Genomic DNA, 17,787 nt, shown 5'->3' on the forward strand with positions numbered 1-17,787 from the left:
TGGCATCCCCCCACCGAGAACCGCGAGGAGGACCTCTCGCATGCCCAGAGGAAGACCGTTCGGTACACGGCTGCGACCGCGGCTGGGACGACTGGTGACCGCGTTCGCCGCGGCGCTGGCCGTCCCGCTGGCCATGACCGCCGCCGGCGGCGGGCCCGTCGCCCATGCGGCGTCCCTCCAGTGCAGCGTCGACTACTCGACGAACGACTGGGGTTCGGGCTTCACCGCCACCGCCAAGATCACCAACCTCGGCAGCTCGGCCATCGACGGCTGGACGCTCACCTACGCGTACGCCGGCAACCAGACGCTGACGAGCGGCTGGAACGGCACCTGGTCGCAGTCCGGGAAGAACGTCACCGTGGTCGCGCCCGACTGGGGCAAGACCATCCCGGCCGGCGGCAACGCGTCCACCAGCGCCAACTTCAACTACAGCGGCACCAACGCGGCGCCGACCGGCTTCGCGGTCAACGGCACCGTCTGCGGCGGCGCCCACCAGCCGCCGCTGCCGGTGCTGACCAGCCCGGCGTCCGGCGCCACCTACACCGCGGGCGCCACCATCCCGCTGGCCGCGACCGCGGTCGCCGCCGACAACGCGACCATCAGCAAGGTGGAGTTCTACAGCGACACCACGCTGCTGGGGACCGACACCACCGCGCCGTACAGCCTCGACTGGTCGGCCGTCCCGGCGGGTGACTACTCGGTCTACGCCAAGGCGTACGACAGCCTCGGCGCGACCGGCGAGTCCACCCCGGTCGGCGTGCACGTGGCCGCCGGGCCGTCGATCGTCGCCTCACCGGCCCAACTCTCCGTCCAGCAGGGCAAGACGGGCACGTTCGCGGTGAAGCTGTCCGGCGCGCCGGCGTCGAACGTGACGGTCGCGGTGGCCCGCAGCTCCGGCAACACCGGCCTGAGCGTGCAGTCCGGCGCGAGCCTGACGTTCACGCCGGCCAACTGGAGCACCGCGCAGAACGTCACGGTGGCCGCCGACGCGTCCGGCACCGGCACGGCGACCTTCTCGGCCACCGCCACCGGTTACGCCAAGGCCGACGTCACGGCCACCGAGATCGGCGCGACCAGCGACTACAACGCGCGCTTCCTGTCGCTCTACGGGAAGATCACCGACCCGGCGAACGGCTACTTCTCACCGCAGGGCATCCCGTACCACTCGGTGGAGACGCTGATCGTCGAGGCGCCGGACTACGGCCACGAGACGACCTCCGAGGCGTACTCGTACATGATCTGGCTGCAGGCCATGTACGGCGAGGTCACCCAGGACTGGAGCAAGTTCAACGCGGCCTGGGGGACCATGGAGACGTACATGATCCCGCAGCACGCGGACCAGCCGACGAACGCGTACTACAACGCGAGCTCGCCGGCCACGTACGCCCCCGAGCACCCGCTGCCCTCGGACTACCCGTCCAAGCTCGACAGCAGCGTCAAGTCGGGCGTCGACCCGATCGCCGGCGAGCTGAAGTCGGCGTACGGCACCGACGACATCTACGGCATGCACTGGCTCGAGGACGTCGACAACGTCTACGGCTACGGCGACACCCCGGGCGGCGGCTGCGAGCTCGGCCCGACGGCCTCCGGCCCGTCGTACATCAACACCTTCCAGCGTGGCGCGCAGGAGTCGGTGTGGGAGACGGTGCCGCAGCCGACCTGCGACGCGTTCAAGTACGGCGGCAAGAACGGGTACCTGGACCTGTTCACCGGCGACTCCAGTTACGCGCAGCAGTGGAAGTACACCGACGCACCGGACGCCGACGCGCGCGCGATCCAGGCCGCCTACTGGGCGGACACCTGGGCCAAGGCGCAGGGCAGGAGCGCGGACGTGGCGGCCACCGTCGCCAAGGCCGGCAAGATGGGCGACTACCTGCGGTACTCCTTCTTCGACAAGTACTTCAAGAAGATCGGGAACTGCACCAGCCCGAGCACCTGCGCGGCCGGCACGGGCAAGGACAGCGAGCACTACCTGCTGTCCTGGTACTACGCCTGGGGCGGCTCGGAGGGCTCCGGCGGCGGCTGGGCCTGGCGCATCGGCGACGGCGCGTCGCACTTCGGCTACCAGAACCCGCTGGCGGCCTACGCGTTGACCACCGACACCGCGATGGCCCCCAAGTCCGCCACCGGCAAGGCGGACTGGACCACCAGCCTCGGCCGGCAGCTGGAGTTCTACCGCTGGCTGCAGTCGAGCGAGGGCGCGATCGCCGGCGGTGCCACCAACAGCTGGAACGGCGCCTACGAGCAGCCCCCGGCCGGCACGTCGACCTTCTACGGGATGGCGTACGACTGGGAGCCCGTCTACCACGACCCGCCGTCGAACCAGTGGTTCGGCATGCAGGCCTGGTCGATGGAGCGCGTCGCCGAGTACTACCAGCAGACCGGAGACACCACGGCCAAGGCCATCCTCGACAAGTGGACGACCTGGGCCATGTCGCAGACCACCATCAACGCGGACGGCACCTTCAAGATCCCGTCCGACCTGCAGTGGTCCGGCCAGCCCGACACCTGGAACCCGTCCAGCCCCGGCTCCAACGCCGGTCTGCACGTGACGGTCTCCGCCTACGGCGACGACCTCGGTGTCACGGCGGCCTACGCCAAGACGCTGGCGTACTACGCCGCCAAGTCCGGCAGCACCGCGGCCAAGACGATGGCCAAGCAACTGCTGGACGGCATGTGGACCCACTACCAGGACCCGCTGGGCATCGCGACGCCGGAGACCCGGGCCGACTACACCCGGTTCGACGACCCGGTCTACGTCCCGTCCGGCTGGACGGGCACGATGCCGAACGGCGACAAGATCGACAGCAACTCGACCTTCATCGAGCTGCGTTCCTTCTACAAGAACGACCCCAACTGGTCGAAGGTGCAGGCCTACCTCGCCGGAGGCGCGGTCCCGTCCTTCACCTACCACCGCTTCTGGGCCGAGGCGGACATCGCCATGGCCATGGGAGCGTACGCGCTGCTGTTCAACGCGTAGGGCTCACGCCCGCGCGACCGACCGGCAGCCCCGGCCCCGGGAACGGGCGGCGGCGGGACGATGACCCGGGCGGCCCTGCCAGGCCCCCGGCCCGCCGCCCACCCCTTCCCGGGCCCGCAGGCCCGCCCCCGCGGAGAGTGCGCGGGCGGGCCTGCGGCGCGCCCCGCCGGGGGCGCGCCGCGGTTGCGCGCGGCTCCGCCGGTCCGGGCCGGGGGGGCGGACTCGGCGGGCGTGCGTATGCGAAAGGGCGCCGTCGCGTTGCCGCGACGGCGCCCTTTGCGGTGGGGTGAGTGACGGGACTCGAACCCGCGGCATCCTGGACCACAACCAGGTGCTCTACCAGCTGAGCTACACCCACCATCAGCGGCGCTGTCCCCGGTCCGGGGTGGCGCCGCATGCAAAAGTGTACAGGGTGGCGAGGGGTGGTCGCGCCCTCGTTATTCCGGGGTGTCCGCCGCCGCGCCGGCGGGCTTCTCCGCGGGGACCACGTGCTTCGCGGCGATCGCGCGGGCGGTGTCCGTGTCCGGGCCCGGCGCCGGCACGAAGACGGCCTCGCGGTAGTACCGCAGCTCGGCGATGGACTCGCGGATGTCGGCCAGCGCCCGGTGGTTGCCGTTCTTCTCGGGGCTGTTGAAGTACGCCCGCGGGTACCAGCGGCGGGCCAGCTCCTTGACCGAGGAGACGTCGACGATCCGGTAGTGCAGGTGCTGCTCGAGCGTGGGCATGTCGCGGGCGAGGAAGCCGCGGTCGGTGGAGACGGAGTTCCCGCACAGCGGCGCCTTGCGGGGCTCGGCGACGTGCTCGCGCACGTAGTCCAGCACGAGCTTCTCCGCCTCGGCCATCGTGACGCCGCCGGCCAGCTCGTCCAGCAGTCCGGAGGAGGTGTGCATCTGCCGGACGATCTCCGGCATCGACTCCAGCGCCTCGGCGGGCGGGCGGATCACGATGTCCACCCCCTCGCCGAGGATGTTCAGCTCGGAGTCGGTGACGAGCGCGGCAACCTCGATCAGCGCGTCGTGCGCCAGAGACAGCCCGGTCATCTCACAGTCGATCCACACCATCCGGTCGTTCATGTGTCTCACCCTACGGGTCGATCACGCGGGCCGGGCAGCGCGGCACCCAGGCCGCGCGCGGTCCTCAGCCGGGTGCGCCCGGGACCCTCGGCCACGTCGGACCGCCCGGACTGGTCCGGCACCCGCACGAACGGCTCGCCGTCCCCCTTGCCGGGCGCGGCCAGGATCTGCGCCACGGGGCCGCGCCGCAGGGCGGGCAGCTCCGGGGTCGGCAGGGACCGCTCCGGCTCGTCCTGGGGCCGCCTGGCCCGGTACGCGGCCCGGTACGAGGCGGGGGAGGACCCCAGCTGGCGCCGGAAGTGGCCGCGCAGCGCCACCGGGGAGCGGAACCCGCAGCGCCCGGCGACCTCGTCCACCGAGTAGTCGGAGGTCTCCAGCAGCCGCTGGGCCTGCAGCACCCGCTGGGTGATCAGCCACTGGAGCGGCGCGCTGCCCGTCAGCGACCTGAACCGGCGGTCGAAGGTGCGCCGGCTCATGTACGCGCGCGCGGCCAGCGCCTCCACGTCGAACTGCTCGTGGAGGTGCTCCAGCGCCCAGGCGACGACCTCGGCCAGCGGGTCGGCGCCGATCTCCTCCGGTAAAGACCGGTCCAGGTGCCGCTGCCCGGTCTGCCAGTCGGAGCGCCGCGGCGGCACGACCAGCCGGCGGGCCAGCGCGGCCGCCGCGTCCGTGCCGTGGTCGGTCCGCACGACGTGCAGGCACAGGTCGATGCCGGCGGCGGTGCCCGCGGACGTCAGCACGTCGCCGTCGTCCACGAACAGCTCCCGCGGGTCGACGTGCACCGACGGGTAGCGCTTGGCGAGGGTGGGCGCGTACATCCAGTGCGTGGTGGCCGGGCGGCCGTCCAGCAGGCCGGCGGCGGCCAGCACGAACGCGCCGGTGCACAGGCCGATGATCCGGGCGCCCTCCTCGTGGGCGCGGCGGATCGCGTCCAGCGCGTCGGGTGGCGGCGCCTGCGAGATCGAGCGCCAGGTCGGCACGACGACCGTGCCGGCCCGCGACAGCGCCTCCAGGCCGTACGGGGCGGTCAGCTCCAGGCCGCCGGTGGTCCGCAGCGGCCCCTCCTCGCCGGCGCACACCAGCAGCCGGTAGCGGGGCACCCCGGCGTCCTGGCGGTCGATGCCGAAGACCGACAGCGGTATGGAGCTCTCGAATATCGGGCCACCGCTGAAGAGCAGCACCGCCACGACCTCGGGCCGGCGCCGCGCGGAGAGTTTACGGATGGCGCGAGGCGATGCGGATGGTGCTTGCGACGAAGTGTCCGTCGCCGTACCGGAACCGGACTCCTGGCTCATGGAGCTCTAGCCCCCCTCGTATCGACGCGTCGTCCCCTCGGTCCTGCACGTGCTCCCCCGTCAATTGGGCGCAGCCGCCTCATGATCAAATCTACTGTGTCAGGTGGGGCGTTAGTGACAACTTCCACATCTGACGCTAAGTCGACAAGACAACGTGGCGTAAAGCATTCGATCACGAAGCGTTTCACTCACGGAGCCCGCTGGGAAGTACGCCTCCCGTCACACGAGCCCCGTCGGGCGCGCGACGCGTCGTTCCGAGCCGACGAGCATCGTAGAACCGCAGGTGGCAGAGGTGTTAGCCGGCCCGTCTTCCAAGAGGGCCGCGGCGCAAGGAAGTTGGCCGAAAATCGTCGCCATGGCCGTGGAGGGGCGCACGCTGGAGGAGGCGGTGCGCCGGGCCGCGGCGGGCAGTTGCCCGCCAGGTGCTCCGGACGCCGATCCACGCTCGGCCAGCGGCGTCGTCCGCCCCCGCCCGGCCGGCCGCCGCGGTGCCGCCGCCGGCGGTCTGACCTCGCACGGGATCCGCCGGGGCGGGCGACCGGGACGCGCCCCCGCGGTGCGCCGGTGCGCCGAACCGTGCCACGGGTTGGCGCGATGGCGTTGCGCTCGCGGCCGTGCTCCGGCATTCTCCTGGGAACTCCGGGTACGGGAGTCCTTGTGGGGGACCCGCTGAGCCTGTGCAGGCGGTCCCCACGGCCGTACTCTGGAGAGAGTGGGACGGGAAGTGGCGAACTGGCCGAAACCGGCTGCTGCGGCGGCCCGCCCCGCACGAACCGTCCTGTCCGCTGCTCGGCGCGTCAGCGCCGCCTTCGCCGAGAATCCGCATCATGGCCGGTCATGAGTTCCCCGAGCCTGCCGACGGCAGGCCGCTCGCCGAGTCGGCGGCGCTGCCCGAAGCGGCCCCCGCGCTCCACCACGCATGCGATCCCGCCTTCCGGCACGGCATCGTCGTCGGCTTCGACGGTTCCGTCTCCAGCGAACGCGCGCTGTCCTACGCCATCGGCATGGCCCGCAGAACCGGCTCCGCGCTGGTGATCGTGCACGTCGCCAACCGCCTGCCGGCCACGGTGTGGGCGGGCTGCGAGCCCCCGGTCTTCGTCGACGTCCCCGACCACCGCACCGAGGTGCTGGGCCTGGAACTGGCCTGCGCCGACCACCTCACGGAGATCTCCTGGGTGCTGGTGGAGCGCGGCGGCGACATCTGCCACGAACTGGAGGAGGTCGGCCGCGAGTACGAGGCGGACGCGATCGTCGTCGGCGGCACCCACGGCCTCGTGGGCCGCATCTTCGGCTCGGTGGCGGGCCGCCTGGCCCGCCGCGCCCAGCGTCCCGTGGTCGTCATTCCGTAGCCGTCCTGCGCATGCGAACGGACGGGCCCCGCCGATCCGGCGGGGCCCGCGCCGTACCGTGCGCGGCGAGCGGCTACTCGACGGTGACGGATTTCGCCAGGTTCCGCGGCTTGTCGATGTCCCGGCCGAGGGCCAGCGCGGTGTGGTATGCGAAGAGCTGGAGCGGGATGCCCATCAGGATGGGGTCGAGCTCGTCCTCGTTCTTCGGTACCACGATCGTGTGGTCCGCCTTCTCCTGCGGCTGGTGGGCCACCGCCAGGATCCGGCCGCTGCGGGCCTTGATCTCCTCCAGCGCCGCCCGGTTCTTCTCCAGCAGGTCGTCGTCGGGGACGATCGCCACCGTCGGCATCGCGGGCTCGATCAGTGCCAGCGGGCCGTGCTTGAGCTCGGACGCCGGGTACGCCTCGGCGTGGATGTAGCTGACCTCCTTGAGCTTCAGCGACGCCTCGCGGGCCACCGGGTAGCCGCGCACCCGGCCGATGAAGAGCATGGAGCGGGCGTCCGCGTACTGCTTGGCCAGCTGCTTGATCTCCGGCTCGGTCTTGAGGATCTCGTCGATCTGCCCGGGCAGCCGGCGCAGGCCCTCGATGATCCGCTTGCCGTCCGCCACCGACAGGTCGCGGATCCGGCCCAAGTGCAGCGCGAGCAGCGCGAAGGCCACCACGGTGTTGGTGAAGCACTTGGTGGACACCACGCACACCTCGGGCCCGGCGTGCACGTAGGTGCCGCCGTCCGCCTCGCGGGCGATCGCCGAACCCACCACGTTGACGATGCCCAGCACCCGGGCGCCCTTGCGCTTGAGCTCCTGCACCGCGGCCAGCACGTCGTAGGTCTCGCCGGACTGCGAGACCGCCACGTACAGCGTGTCGGGGTCCACGACCGGGTTGCGGTAGCGGAACTCCGAGGCCGGCTCGGCGTCCGCGGGGATGCGGGCCAGCTCCTCGATCAGCTGCGCGCCGATCTGGCCCGCGTGGTAGCTGGTGCCGCAGCCGAGGATCTTGATCCGGCGGACCCGGCGGGCCTCGCCCGGGTCCAGGTTCAGGCCGCCGAGGTGGACCGTGGCGAACCGGTCGTCGATCCGGCCGCGCAGCACGCGGTCCACGGCCTCGACCTGCTCGACGATCTCCTTGTGCATGTACGTGTCGTGGCCGCCCATGTCGTACGACTCGGCCTCCCACTCCACGGTGGTGGGCGTGGCCGTCGTCAGGGAGCCCTCGGTGGTGTACGTGCGGAAGTCGTCCGCCTTGAGGGTGGCCATCTCGCCGTCGCCGAGGGTCACCACCTGGCGCGTGTGGGTGACGAGCGCGGCGACGTCGGAGGCGACGAACATCTCCTTCTCGCCGATGCCCAGCACGACCGGGGAGCCGTTGCGCGCCACGACGATCCGGTCCGGGAACTCCTTGTGCATCACGGCGATGCCGTAGGTGCCCTCGACCGCCCGCAGCGCCTCGCTGACCCTCTTCTCCAGCGTCTCGGCGTCGGAACGGCCGATCAGGTGGGCCAGCACCTCGGTGTCGGTCTCGGAGGCGAACACGACGCCGTCCGCGGTCAGCTTGGCCCGCAGCTCGGAGGCGTTGTCGATGATGCCGTTGTGGACGACCGCGACGGTGCCCGCGGTGTCCAGGTGCGGGTGCGCGTTCTCGTCACTCGGCGCGCCGTGGGTGGCCCAGCGGGTGTGCGCGATGCCGGTCGTCCCCGCGAAGCGCTTGGGGATGCGCGACTCCAGCTCCCGCACCCGGCCCTTGGCCTTGACCGTGCGCAGATCGCCGGACTTCCCGCTGATGACGACGCCGGCCGAGTCGTAGCCCCGGTACTCCAGCCGCTGCAGACCCTCCAGCAGCAGCGGCGCGACGTCGCGCCTGCCGATGTATCCGACGATTCCGCACATGTGCCGTCCCTCTCCGTCGTCCTGCGTCGCCTTGCGTCGTGTGCGTCCCGGGGAACCGGGACCGGGTCGGTCCGCCGGACCGGGTGGGTCGGCGGACCGGGTGGCCGCGGGCACCGGGTGGGTGCCCGCGGCCGCGGTGCGTCTGCGGGTGCGCGGGCCGTCCGCTCCGGGCGCTGCCCGGCGGGGACGGCTCAGCCGTAGACGATCCGGCGGAGCTGGCGCTGCGAGAGCGCCGCCGGGGCCACGGCCCGGTGCGGCAGCTCCTCGCCGATCCGCTCGAAGATCTCCGTGTTCACCAGGCCCTTGGCCTGGAGCTCGCGGTGTCTGCGGCGGACGAACTCCTCGGTCGTCTCGTCGAAGTACGCCAGGACGTCCAGGACCACCCGATTCGCCTCGCCGCGGTGCAGCGACGTGGTGCGCACCAGGTGGTCGATCAGGTCCTCGTAAGGGGTCCGGCGTTCGAGCACCCGACGATACTGGTGTCACGCTCTTCGGTTTGCAAGAATCCTGCCCGATTTCGGGCAGGGAAGCAGTGCAAGGGCGGCCAAAGGGGTGACAACGGGTCGGCACGCGGGTGGCGGGCGCGTCCGCGGTGCGGGCCGTCTTGACCGCTCGGGACGTCGGGGGTTAGTCGTGGTGCCGTGACACGACTCGACGCCGGGAGCCACCGCACCGCCGCAGACCGGACCGACCGGGCGGGCCAGGCCGGCCACGCCGACGGTGCGGGCCGCGACGGCCGTGCGGGCGGGTCAGGCCGGGCAGGTGGGTCCGGCGGCTCGGGCACGGCCGGGCGGGCCCCGAGCGCCCGCGGCGCGCTGCCGCGGGTCCTGTGCGCGCTGATGCTCGCCGCGGGCGCGAGCGCGGCCGGCGCCAGGACCGCGTCCTCCGAGCCCGCGGGCGCCTCGGCGGCCGCGACCGTCGCCGCCCGCGTGGTGCCCGTGCCGGCCGCCGTGCGGGCCGGCGGCGGCGCGTTCCGGATCACCCGCGGCACGTCCGTCGAGGTGGCCCGCGGGTCGGCGGGCGCCGCGCCGGTCGCCGCCTACGCGGCGGCGCTGCTGCGGCCCTCCACCGGCTTCCCCCTGCGCGTGGTGGCCGCGCCCGCCGGCGCGGGCACGGGAGCGGTGTCCGACACGGGCGCGACCACGGCCACCGGCGCCGGGCCGGGCTCCGCCACCGGCATCGTGCTCGCGCTCGGCGACCCCGACCGGGGCCTGGGCGAGGAGGGCTACCGGCTGCGCACCGGCGCCCGCTCGGTGGTGATCAGCGCCCGCACCCCGGCCGGCCTCTTCCACGGCGTGCAGACCCTGCGCCAGCTGCTCCCCGCCCGTGTGGAGAGCCGCACCCCCGTGACCGGCACGGACTGGACGGTGCCCGACGCCGACATCCGCGACGTGCCGCGCTACGCCTACCGCGGCGCGATGCTCGACGTCGCCCGGCACTTCTTCACCGTCGCGCAGGTCGAGCGCTACATCGACGAGCTGGCGCTCTACAAGGTCAACACCCTGCACCTGCACCTCACCGACGACCAGGGCTGGCGGATCGCCGTCACCTCCCTGCCGCGCCTCGCCTCCTACGGCGGCAGCACCGAGGTCGGCGGCGGCCCCGGCGGCTCCTACACCCAGGCCGACTACCGGGAGATCGTCCGCTACGCCGCGAGCCGGTTCCTGACCGTCGTCCCCGAGATCGACGGCCCCGGCCACACCACCGCGGCCCTCGCCTCGTACCCGGAGCTCAACTGCGACGGCAAGGCCCCGCCGCTGTACACCGGGACCAAGGTCGGCTTCAGCTCGCTGTGCGTGCCCAAGGCCGCGACGTACGCCTTCCTGGACGAGGTCATCAGCGAGGTCGCGGCGCTCACCCCGGGCCCGTACCTGCACATCGGCGGCGACGAGGCCCACTCCACGAGCGCCGCGGACTACGTCGCCTTCATGGACAAGGTGCAGCCGATCGTCGCCCGCCAGGGCAAGACCGTCATCGGCTGGCACCAGCTCGACGCGGCGCACCCCGCGCCCGGCGCCCTCGTCCAGTACTGGGGCACCAAGGGCGACGAGACGGAGGTCGCGACCGCGGCCAAGGCGGGCACCCGGGTCATCATGTCCCCTGCCGATCGCGCGTACCTCGACATGAAGTACACCCCGGCCAGCCCCGTCGGCCAGCACTGGGCCGGGTACGTCGAGGCGCGCACCGCCTACGACTGGGACCCGGCCGCCGTCGTCGCGGGCGTCCCGGCGAGCGCGGTGTACGGCGTGGAGGCGGCGCTGTGGACCGAGACGGTCACCACCAGCGCCGACATCGACTACCTGGCCTTCCCGCGGCTGCCGGGGATCGCCGAACTCGGCTGGTCCCCGGCGGCCACGCACGGCTGGGACGGCTTCCGGGCGCGCCTGGCCGCCCAGGGCCCGCGCTGGCAGGAACTGGGCGTCGCCTTCTACCGCTCGCCGCAGGTGGACTGGCCGGCGTCCTGAGGCGTGGCCCGGCGGGAGCGTGAGGGCTCCCGTCGGGACGGTTCCCGGTCCGACGGGCCGTGGTTCGACGGGCCGTGGTTCGGCGGGCGGTGCGCGGCCAGCGGGTTGGCGAGCGTGCCGGCGAACTGCAGCGCGGCCGAAGGGTCGCCGAGGTCCACCATCTGCTGGTTGTCCCGCAGTTGGAGCCGGTTGAGGCAGGACAGCGCGAACCGCGGCGCGAACAGGTCGTAGCGGGCGAACGCGGGCGCCAGTTCCGGGTGCGCGGCCTGGTAGTCCGCGGTGCACGCGGCGACCGTCCGCCAGAACGCGGTCTCGTCCAGGACCCCGCTGCTGTGCAGGATCGCGCCGAGGAAGCGCAGGAAGCAGTCGAAGACGTCGGTGAAGACCGACAGCGCGCGCAGCTCCTCGGGCACCTGGGCCTTGATCCGGGCGACTTCCGGGGGAAGCCGGGCGTCCGGGTCCATCACCACGATCTCCTCGGCGATGTCCTTGAACACCGCGCGCTCCACGGTGCCGCCGTCCTCTCCGAGGACCAGGATGACGTTCTCGCCGTGCGGCATGTACGCCAGGTCGTAGGCGAACAGGCTGTGCAGCACCGGCACCAGATAGGCGTCGAGGTAGCCGCGCAGCCAGTGTCCGGCCGGCAGGCCCGAGCGCGCGACCAGCGCGGCCGCCAGCGAGCCGCCGTCGTCGTCCACGTGGAGGAGCGCGGCCATCGTCACGACCGAGCGGCCGGGCTCCAGGGCGGGGACGGGGCTCTCGCGCCACAGCGCGGCCAGCATCTTCCGGTACGGCGAGCCCTTCTGCGTGGCCTCCTCGAACGGCAGGTGGCGGTAGCCCACGGCGGCCCGCTCGCGCAGGATCGAGAACCGCGCGGCGGCCAGCGTCGGATCGGCCGCGACCAGCTCCGCGAGCCAGTCGTTGATCGCCGGTGTGGCCGCCATGTACGCGGCGGACAGGCCGCGCAGGAAGCCCATGTTGAGCACGGACAGCGCGGTCTTGACGTAAGGGCGCTCGGGGCGACCGGTGTTGAAGAACGTGCGCACCGACTGCTGGGCGCGGTAGGGGTCGTCGCCCTCGCCCAGCAGCACCAGGCGCTCCTGGGCGAGTTCACCCGCGAACGTCACCGCGAGGCGGTGCTCCCACTGCCAGGGGTGGACCGGGATCAGCAGGTAGCCGTCCGGGTCCAGGCCCCGGCCGGCCAGCACGGCCGCGAACCGCTCGCGGGTCTCCGGCCCCAACTCGCCGGCGATCAGCGTCTCGTAGTCCAGCCCGGCGCCCGCGTGGAAGTCCGCCACGTCGCGGCGGCCGGCCACCCAGACGAGCCGGACCGGGGCGGCCGCCTCCGGCGCGTAGCGCAGCAGGTCGTGGGCGCCGAAGCCGATACGGCCGCTGTTCGCGACGAAGCACGGGTGGCCCTCGGTCATGCCGGCCTCCACCGCCTGGAAGCCCGCCGCGGCCAGCTCTCCGGCGCTCGGCCGCTGCCGGGCGTCCTTGAACGCCAGCGAGGAGAGCGTCGAGGTGATCTCCTCCAGGTACAGCGGCAGGACCCGCTCGCCGAGGCCCAGGGTGACGCGCAACTCGGTGAAGAACGCCAGCGCGTCCAGCGGCAGTTCGGTGCCCGGCTCCTGGCCGAGGTCTCCGTTGCCGTTCCCGTTGTGGTCCCTGTCGCGGTCCCCGTCGCCGCCCGCGCCGTGGGGGCCGGGGTCGCGGCGGTGCCGGGTGAGGGAGGCCGGGTCGATGTGCCAGTGGTCCAGGGCGAGCAGTTCCGCGGTGAAACGGTACGTGGTGCGGCCGTCGTCGCTGGTGACGCCGTACCGCCGGCGCCCTCCGGGCCTGCTCGGCGCCGGGCCCAGCGGGGTGGGCGTGAGCAGGCGCTCGTGCGCGAACTCGGCGAGCGCCTTGCGCACCAGGTGGCGGGTGGCCCGCTCCCACCGCTCGGGCGTCAGGTGCGCGGTCGCGTCGTCGCGCGCCGGAGCGGCGCCGTCGTGCGAGGGGGCGGAGTTGCCGGGCGGAAGCGCGGAGTTGCCGGGCGACGGCGAGGTGGCGTGGGTCATCGGGTGGCCTCGAACCGTGCGCGGGTGCAGAAGCTGAGCAGGGCCTGCTTGTGCGGTGTGGTGATCCGCGCGTGCGGCTCGAACCCGACGGTGCGGTTGAGGTCGTGGACGGCGGTGTTGCGGACGTCCGGCTCGACCACGACGCGGCGGGTCGCGGGGTCGGCGAACAGCTCCGCCATCACCGCGCCGATCACGGCGCGCGTGAAGCCGTGCACGGGCCGGTCCGCCGGGGCGACCAGGAAGTGCATGCCGACGTCGCCCGGCTCCGCGCGGTACAGGCCCGCGAGTTCGACCTGCGCCGGGTCGTAGCGCTCCATCAGGAACGCCGGGGCGCCGTCGTACAGTCCGACGAACGCGTCCTGATGCGGGGCCTGCGCGATGTCGGCGTACGCGCGCTCGACGTCGTACACGTTCGCGTCGCCCATCAGCCAGAACACCGCCTTGGGATGGGTCACCCAGCGGTGCAGCAGCACGGCGTCAGCGGCGGGCCGCACGGGGCGGAAGGCGAACCGGCCGGGGGGCAGGAGGGTCGTGGGGGTGGCGGTCATGCGGTGAACTCCTGGAAGGCGATGGCCGTTTCGACGCGGTACGGCTCGCGGCCGCCCAGCAGTGCGCGGATGATGCGCGAGTTGCGGTACGCGGCCATGCCGAGGTCGGGTGCGGCGAAACCGTGGGTGTGCAGCTCGGCGTTCTGCACGTAGATGCCGTGGCCGGTCACGTCGATGGCGTAGTCGCGGGTCACGTCGTAGCGGCCCTTCGCGTCCCAGCGGATGCGGTCGCGGACCGGGGCCAGGAACTCCGGCACGCGGTAGCGGTACCCGGTGGCCAGCACCAGGCCCTCGGTGGTCAGGGTGTGGTCGCGGCCCTGCTCCACCTGCCGCAGCCCCAGCGTGTACGTGCCGGCGGCCGGGTCGTGGCGGACGCTGTCCAGCGAGGTGTTGGTGAGCAGCCGGGTCGGCACCTTGCCCTTGCGGTTCTTGGCGTACAGCAGGTCGAACACGGCGTTGATCAGTTCGGTGTTGATGCCCTTGTAGAGGTTCTTCTGCGAGGCGCCGAGGCGGTCGCGCACCTCGGGTGGGAGCCCGTGGAAGTGGTCCACGTACTCCGGGGACGTCATCTCCAGGGTGAGCTTGGTGTATTCGAGGGGGAAGAACCGCGGGGAGCGCGTCACCCAGTTCAGGGCGGAGCCGCGGGAGTCGATGTCCTGGAGCAGGTCGTGGTAGATCTCGGCGGCGCTCTGGCCGCTGCCGACGACGGTGACGCTGCGCTTGCGCCGCAACTCCTCACGCGCCGTGAGGTAGTTGCCGGCGTGGACCGCGTCCCCGCCCAGGCCCTCGGCGGCCGGCGGCACGTAGGGCGGGGTGCCGGTGCCCAGGACGAGCCGGGGCGCGCGGTACTCCTCGCCGCTGCTCGTGCGCACCGTGTACCGGCCGTCGGCCTCGTCGTAGGCGACCTCGGTGACGGTCCTGCCGAAGCGGACCGAGCGCAGCCGGGCGGCGGCCCAGCGGCAGTAGTCGTTGAACTCCTCGCGCAGCGGATAGAAGCTCTCGCGGATGTAGAAGGAGTACAACCGCCCTGATTCCTTGAGGTAGTTGAGGAAGCCGAACGGCGAGGTGGGGTCGGCCAGGGTCACCAGGTCGGACAGGAACGGGGTCTGCAGGGTCGCGCCCTCCAGGAACATCCCCGAGTGCCAGTCGAAGTCCGGCTTGCTCTCCAGGAACACGCCGTGGAGGTCGTCGAGCGGCTCCGTGAGGCAGGCCAGACCCAGGTTGAACGGTCCCAGGCCGATCCCGATGAAGTCCGGTACGTCGCGGGCGGCGGCGTCACGAGGCGTGGGCAAGGGTCTCTCCCAGGGTCAGGCAGCGGCCGGCGTGCCCGGCGAGCAGGTCGAGTACGGCCGCGATGTCGGCGGGCGTGGTCAGCGGGTTGAGCAGGGTGAACTTCAGGTAGTGGCGGCCGTTCACGGTGGTGCCCGCGACGACGGCCTCACCGGAGGCGGACAGCTCCTTGCGGGCGTGGAGGTTGGCACGGTCCACGTCGGCCGGGCCGAACGCACCGCCGGAGCCCTCCGGCGGCACCCAGCGGAACACCAGCGTCGACAGGGTGGGGCGGGTGACGACCTCGAACCGCGGGTCGGCGTCCAGCAGCAGCCACGCCTGCCCGGCGAGGTCCAGCACCTCGTCGAACAGCTCGCCCACCCCGTCGGCGCCCATCACACGCAGCGTCATCCACAGCTTGAGGGCGTCGAAGCGGCGGGTGGTCTGCAGGGACTTGTCCACCTGGTTGGGGATGCGCTCGGTCACGGCCCGGCGCGGGTTGAGGTAGTCGGAGTGGTGAGTGGCATGACGCAGCACGGCGGCGTCCCGCACCACGACCGCGCTGGAACTGACCGGCTGGAAGAAGGACTTGTGGAAGTCCACGGTCACCGAGTCGGCGTGCTCGATGCCGCGCAGCAGGTGGCGGCGGGTGCGCGAGACCAGCAGCCCGCAGCCGTACGCGGCGTCCACGTGCAGCCAGGCCCGGTGGCGGGCGCACAGCGCGGCGACGTCGGGCAGCGGGTCGACGGACCCGAAGTCGGTGGTGCCGGCGGTCGCGACGACGGCCATCGGCACCAGCCCGGTGCGGACGCACCGCTCCAGTTCGCGGGCGAGCGCGTCGGGCCGCATCCGCCGTTCCGCGTCGCAGGGGACGGTGATGACGGCGTCGGCCGGCAGCCCGAGGAGCGAGGCGGACTTCTGGACGCTGAAGTGCCCGCACTTGCTCGCCAGCACGCGTAGCCGGGCCGGGTCCGCGCCGCCGGCCAGCGCCTCCTCCCGGGCCAGCAGCAGGGCCTGCAGATTGGACTGGGTGCCGCCGCTGGTGAACACGCCGTCCGCGCGCGGGCCCAGGCCCAGGCGGGCGGCCGTCCAGTCGATCAGCCGCCGTTCGATGAGGGTCGCGCCCGCGCTCTGGTCCCAGGTGTCGAGGGAGGAGTTGACGGCGCTGAGCACCGCCTCGGCGGCCACCGCGGGAATCACCACGGGGCAGTTGAGGTGGGCGAGGTAGCGGGGGTGGTGGAAGTACACGGCGTCGCGCAGGTACACCCCGTCCAGCTCGTCCAGGGCGGCGGCGGTGTCGCCCAGCGGCCGGTCGAGGTCGATCGCGTCGATCCGGGGCGCGAGTGCCTGCGGGCTGACGCCGGTGAACGGCCGGTCGGTCGCGGCGACGGTGGCCGCCACCCGCTCGACTCCCAGGGTGACGGAGCGTCGATAGTGCTCCGCCGTGGTGCCGTTGAGCAGGTGTGAGCGCATGAGCGGGCCCCTCGTCGGTCAGGCGAGCTCGGTCGAGCTCGGTCTAGTTAGGTTAGCCTAACCTAACTAGACCGGCTCAATGGTCCCGCCCGCCACGCTCGTCGCGATGTTCAGTTGTGGTGTGCCGTGCGGGCGCGCCGCCGCCCGCAGTCCCCGCCGTGCGAGCCCCGCCCCGGGCCCGGGGCTGCCCCCGGGGCCGGAGGCGGGGCCGGGATCAGGGATCAGGCCTCCATGCCCAACTCCCGGGCGATCAGCATCCGCTGGACCTCGCTGGTGCCCTCGCCGATCTCCAGGATCTTGGAGTCGCGCCACATCCGAGCCACGGGGTACTCGTTCATGAATCCGTAGCCGCCGTGGATCTGGGTGGCCTCGCGGGCGTTGGTCACCGCGATCTCCGAGGAGTACAGCTTGGCCAGCGCCGCCTCCTTCTTGAACGGCTCACCGTGCACCAGGCGGGACGCGGCGTCCCGCCAGGCCAGCCGCGCGGTGTGGGCGCGCATCTCCATGTCCGCGATCTTGAACTGGATCGCCTGGTTGGCGCCGATCGACCGGCCGAACGCCTCGCGCTCCTTGGCGTACCTCAGCGACTCGTCCACGCAGCCCTGCGCCAGGCCGGTGGCCAGCGCGGAGATCGCGATCCGGCCCTCGTCCAGGATCCGGAGGAACTGCGCGTAGCCGCGGCCCTCCTCACCCAGCAGGTTCTCCGCCGGCACCCGGCAGTCGATGAAGGACAGCTCCCGGGTGTCGGAGGCGTTCCAGCCGACCTTGCTGTACTTCTTCGACACGGTGAAGCCCGGCGTGCCGGACGGCACGATGATCGACGAGATCCGCGGCCGGCCCTCGGGGCTGCGGCCGGTCACCGCGGTCACCGTGACCAGGCCGGTGATGTCGGTGCCGGAGTTGGTGATGAAGCACTTGGTCCCGTTGATCACCCACTCGCCGGTCGCCTCGTCGCGCCGTGCGGTGGTGCGGGTGCCGCCGGCGTCCGAACCGCAGTCCGGCTCGGTCAGCCCGAACGCGCCGAGCATCTCGCCCGAGCACAGCTTCGGCAGCCAGGTGCGCTTCTGCTCCTCCGTGCCGAACCGGAACACCGGCATGGCGCCCAGCGACACCCCGGCCTCCAGCGTGATCGCCACCGAGGAGTCGACCCTGGCCAGCTCCTCCAGGGCCAGCCCGAGCGCGAGGTAGTCGCCGCCCATGCCGCCGTACTCCTCGGGGAACGGCAGCCCGAACAGGCCCATCCGCCCCATCTCCCGCACGATCTCGTACGGGAACTCCTCCTGCTCGTAGAACTGGCCGATCTTCGGAGCGACGACGTCGCGGGCGAACTCCGCGACAGTGGCGCGAAGTTCCTCGTGCTCGCCGGACAGACGGTGATCGATCGACATGG

General features: G+C 72.5%; 12 protein-coding genes and 1 tRNA gene. 3 read left to right on the forward strand and 10 right to left on the reverse strand.

Annotated elements, in window-relative coordinates; translation table 11 throughout:
- The first annotated feature begins 40 nt into the window (after positions 1–40).
- Positions 41–2,980: a glycoside hydrolase family 48 protein gene (locus BMW99_RS09565; protein WP_075016609.1), complete on the forward strand. Its 2,940-nt coding sequence runs from the start codon at positions 41–43 to the stop codon at positions 2,978–2,980.
- 282 nt (positions 2,981–3,262) lie between these two features.
- Here BMW99_RS09565 and BMW99_RS09570 read toward each other — a convergent pair.
- The 3 genes from BMW99_RS09570 to BMW99_RS09580 all read right to left on the reverse strand — a co-directional run bounded on the left by BMW99_RS09570 (position 3,263) and on the right by BMW99_RS09580 (position 5,348).
- Positions 3,263–3,338 (reverse strand) — tRNA-His (locus BMW99_RS09570).
- A gap of 79 nt (positions 3,339–3,417) precedes the next feature.
- The gene (gene orn, locus BMW99_RS09575; protein WP_069465331.1) at positions 3,418–4,053 is read right to left on the reverse strand and encodes an oligoribonuclease; all 636 of its coding nucleotides are present in this window, start codon (positions 4,051–4,053) and stop codon (positions 3,418–3,420) included.
- Positions 4,054–4,058: 5 nt separating this feature from the next.
- Positions 4,059–5,348 carry a GlxA family transcriptional regulator gene (locus BMW99_RS09580; RefSeq protein WP_069465330.1) on the reverse strand — a complete coding sequence of 430 codons (1,290 nt, stop codon included), beginning with the start codon at positions 5,346–5,348 and terminating at the stop codon, positions 4,059–4,061.
- A gap of 827 nt (positions 5,349–6,175) precedes the next feature.
- Here BMW99_RS09580 and BMW99_RS09585 point away from each other — a divergent pair.
- The gene (locus tag BMW99_RS09585) at positions 6,176–6,697 is read left to right on the forward strand and encodes a universal stress protein (protein ID WP_069465329.1); all 522 of its coding nucleotides are present in this window, start codon (positions 6,176–6,178) and stop codon (positions 6,695–6,697) included.
- Positions 6,698–6,770: 73 nt separating this feature from the next.
- Here the strand turns inward: BMW99_RS09585 and glmS are convergent, their stop codons facing one another.
- Both glmS and BMW99_RS09595 read right to left on the reverse strand, forming a co-directional pair.
- On the reverse strand, positions 6,771–8,585 hold the full coding sequence (gene glmS / locus BMW99_RS09590) for a glutamine--fructose-6-phosphate transaminase (isomerizing) (RefSeq protein WP_069465328.1): 1,815 nt from the start codon (positions 8,583–8,585) through the stop codon (positions 6,771–6,773).
- A 191-nt stretch (positions 8,586–8,776) separates the two neighbouring features.
- Positions 8,777–9,052 carry a hypothetical protein gene (locus tag BMW99_RS09595; RefSeq protein WP_069465327.1) on the reverse strand — a complete coding sequence of 92 codons (276 nt, stop codon included), beginning with the start codon at positions 9,050–9,052 and terminating at the stop codon, positions 8,777–8,779.
- Between the two features lie 372 nt (positions 9,053–9,424).
- Here BMW99_RS09595 and BMW99_RS09600 point away from each other — a divergent pair, with 372 nt between their 5' ends.
- The gene (locus BMW99_RS09600) at positions 9,425–11,050 is read left to right on the forward strand and encodes a family 20 glycosylhydrolase (protein ID WP_075016632.1); all 1,626 of its coding nucleotides are present in this window, start codon (positions 9,425–9,427) and stop codon (positions 11,048–11,050) included.
- On the opposite strand, the gene BMW99_RS09605 is transcribed toward BMW99_RS09600, so the two are convergent.
- The 5 genes from BMW99_RS09605 to BMW99_RS09625 all read right to left on the reverse strand — a co-directional run bounded on the left by BMW99_RS09605 (position 11,014) and on the right by BMW99_RS09625 (position 17,785).
- A complete protein-coding gene (locus BMW99_RS09605) occupies positions 11,014–13,107 on the reverse strand; it encodes an IucA/IucC family protein (protein WP_075016610.1) in 2,094 nt (697 codons plus the stop codon). The two genes, BMW99_RS09600 and BMW99_RS09605, sit on opposite strands and share 37 nt — an antisense overlap.
- Entirely contained in the window at positions 13,104–13,655 is a 552-nt protein-coding gene (locus BMW99_RS09610) for a GNAT family N-acetyltransferase (protein ID WP_075016611.1), read from the reverse strand. The genes BMW99_RS09605 and BMW99_RS09610 overlap by 4 nt, the downstream gene beginning before the upstream one ends.
- Positions 13,652–14,947: a lysine N(6)-hydroxylase/L-ornithine N(5)-oxygenase family protein gene (locus BMW99_RS09615; protein ID WP_069463505.1), complete on the reverse strand. Its 1,296-nt coding sequence runs from the start codon at positions 14,945–14,947 to the stop codon at positions 13,652–13,654. Before BMW99_RS09615 ends, BMW99_RS09610 begins: the two co-directional genes overlap by 4 nt.
- Entirely contained in the window at positions 14,931–16,397 is a 1,467-nt protein-coding gene (locus tag BMW99_RS09620) for a pyridoxal phosphate-dependent decarboxylase family protein (protein ID WP_069463504.1), read from the reverse strand. The genes BMW99_RS09615 and BMW99_RS09620 overlap by 17 nt, the downstream gene beginning before the upstream one ends.
- A gap of 221 nt (positions 16,398–16,618) precedes the next feature.
- Positions 16,619–17,785, reverse strand: a complete 1,167-nt coding sequence (locus BMW99_RS09625) for an acyl-CoA dehydrogenase family protein (protein WP_069463503.1) — start codon at positions 17,783–17,785, stop codon at positions 16,619–16,621.
- Positions 17,786–17,787 lie beyond the last annotated feature (2 nt).

The organism is Actinacidiphila rubida, assembly GCF_900110255.1.
In the GTDB taxonomy this organism is placed as follows: Bacteria; Actinomycetota; Actinomycetes; order Streptomycetales; family Streptomycetaceae; genus Actinacidiphila; species Actinacidiphila rubida.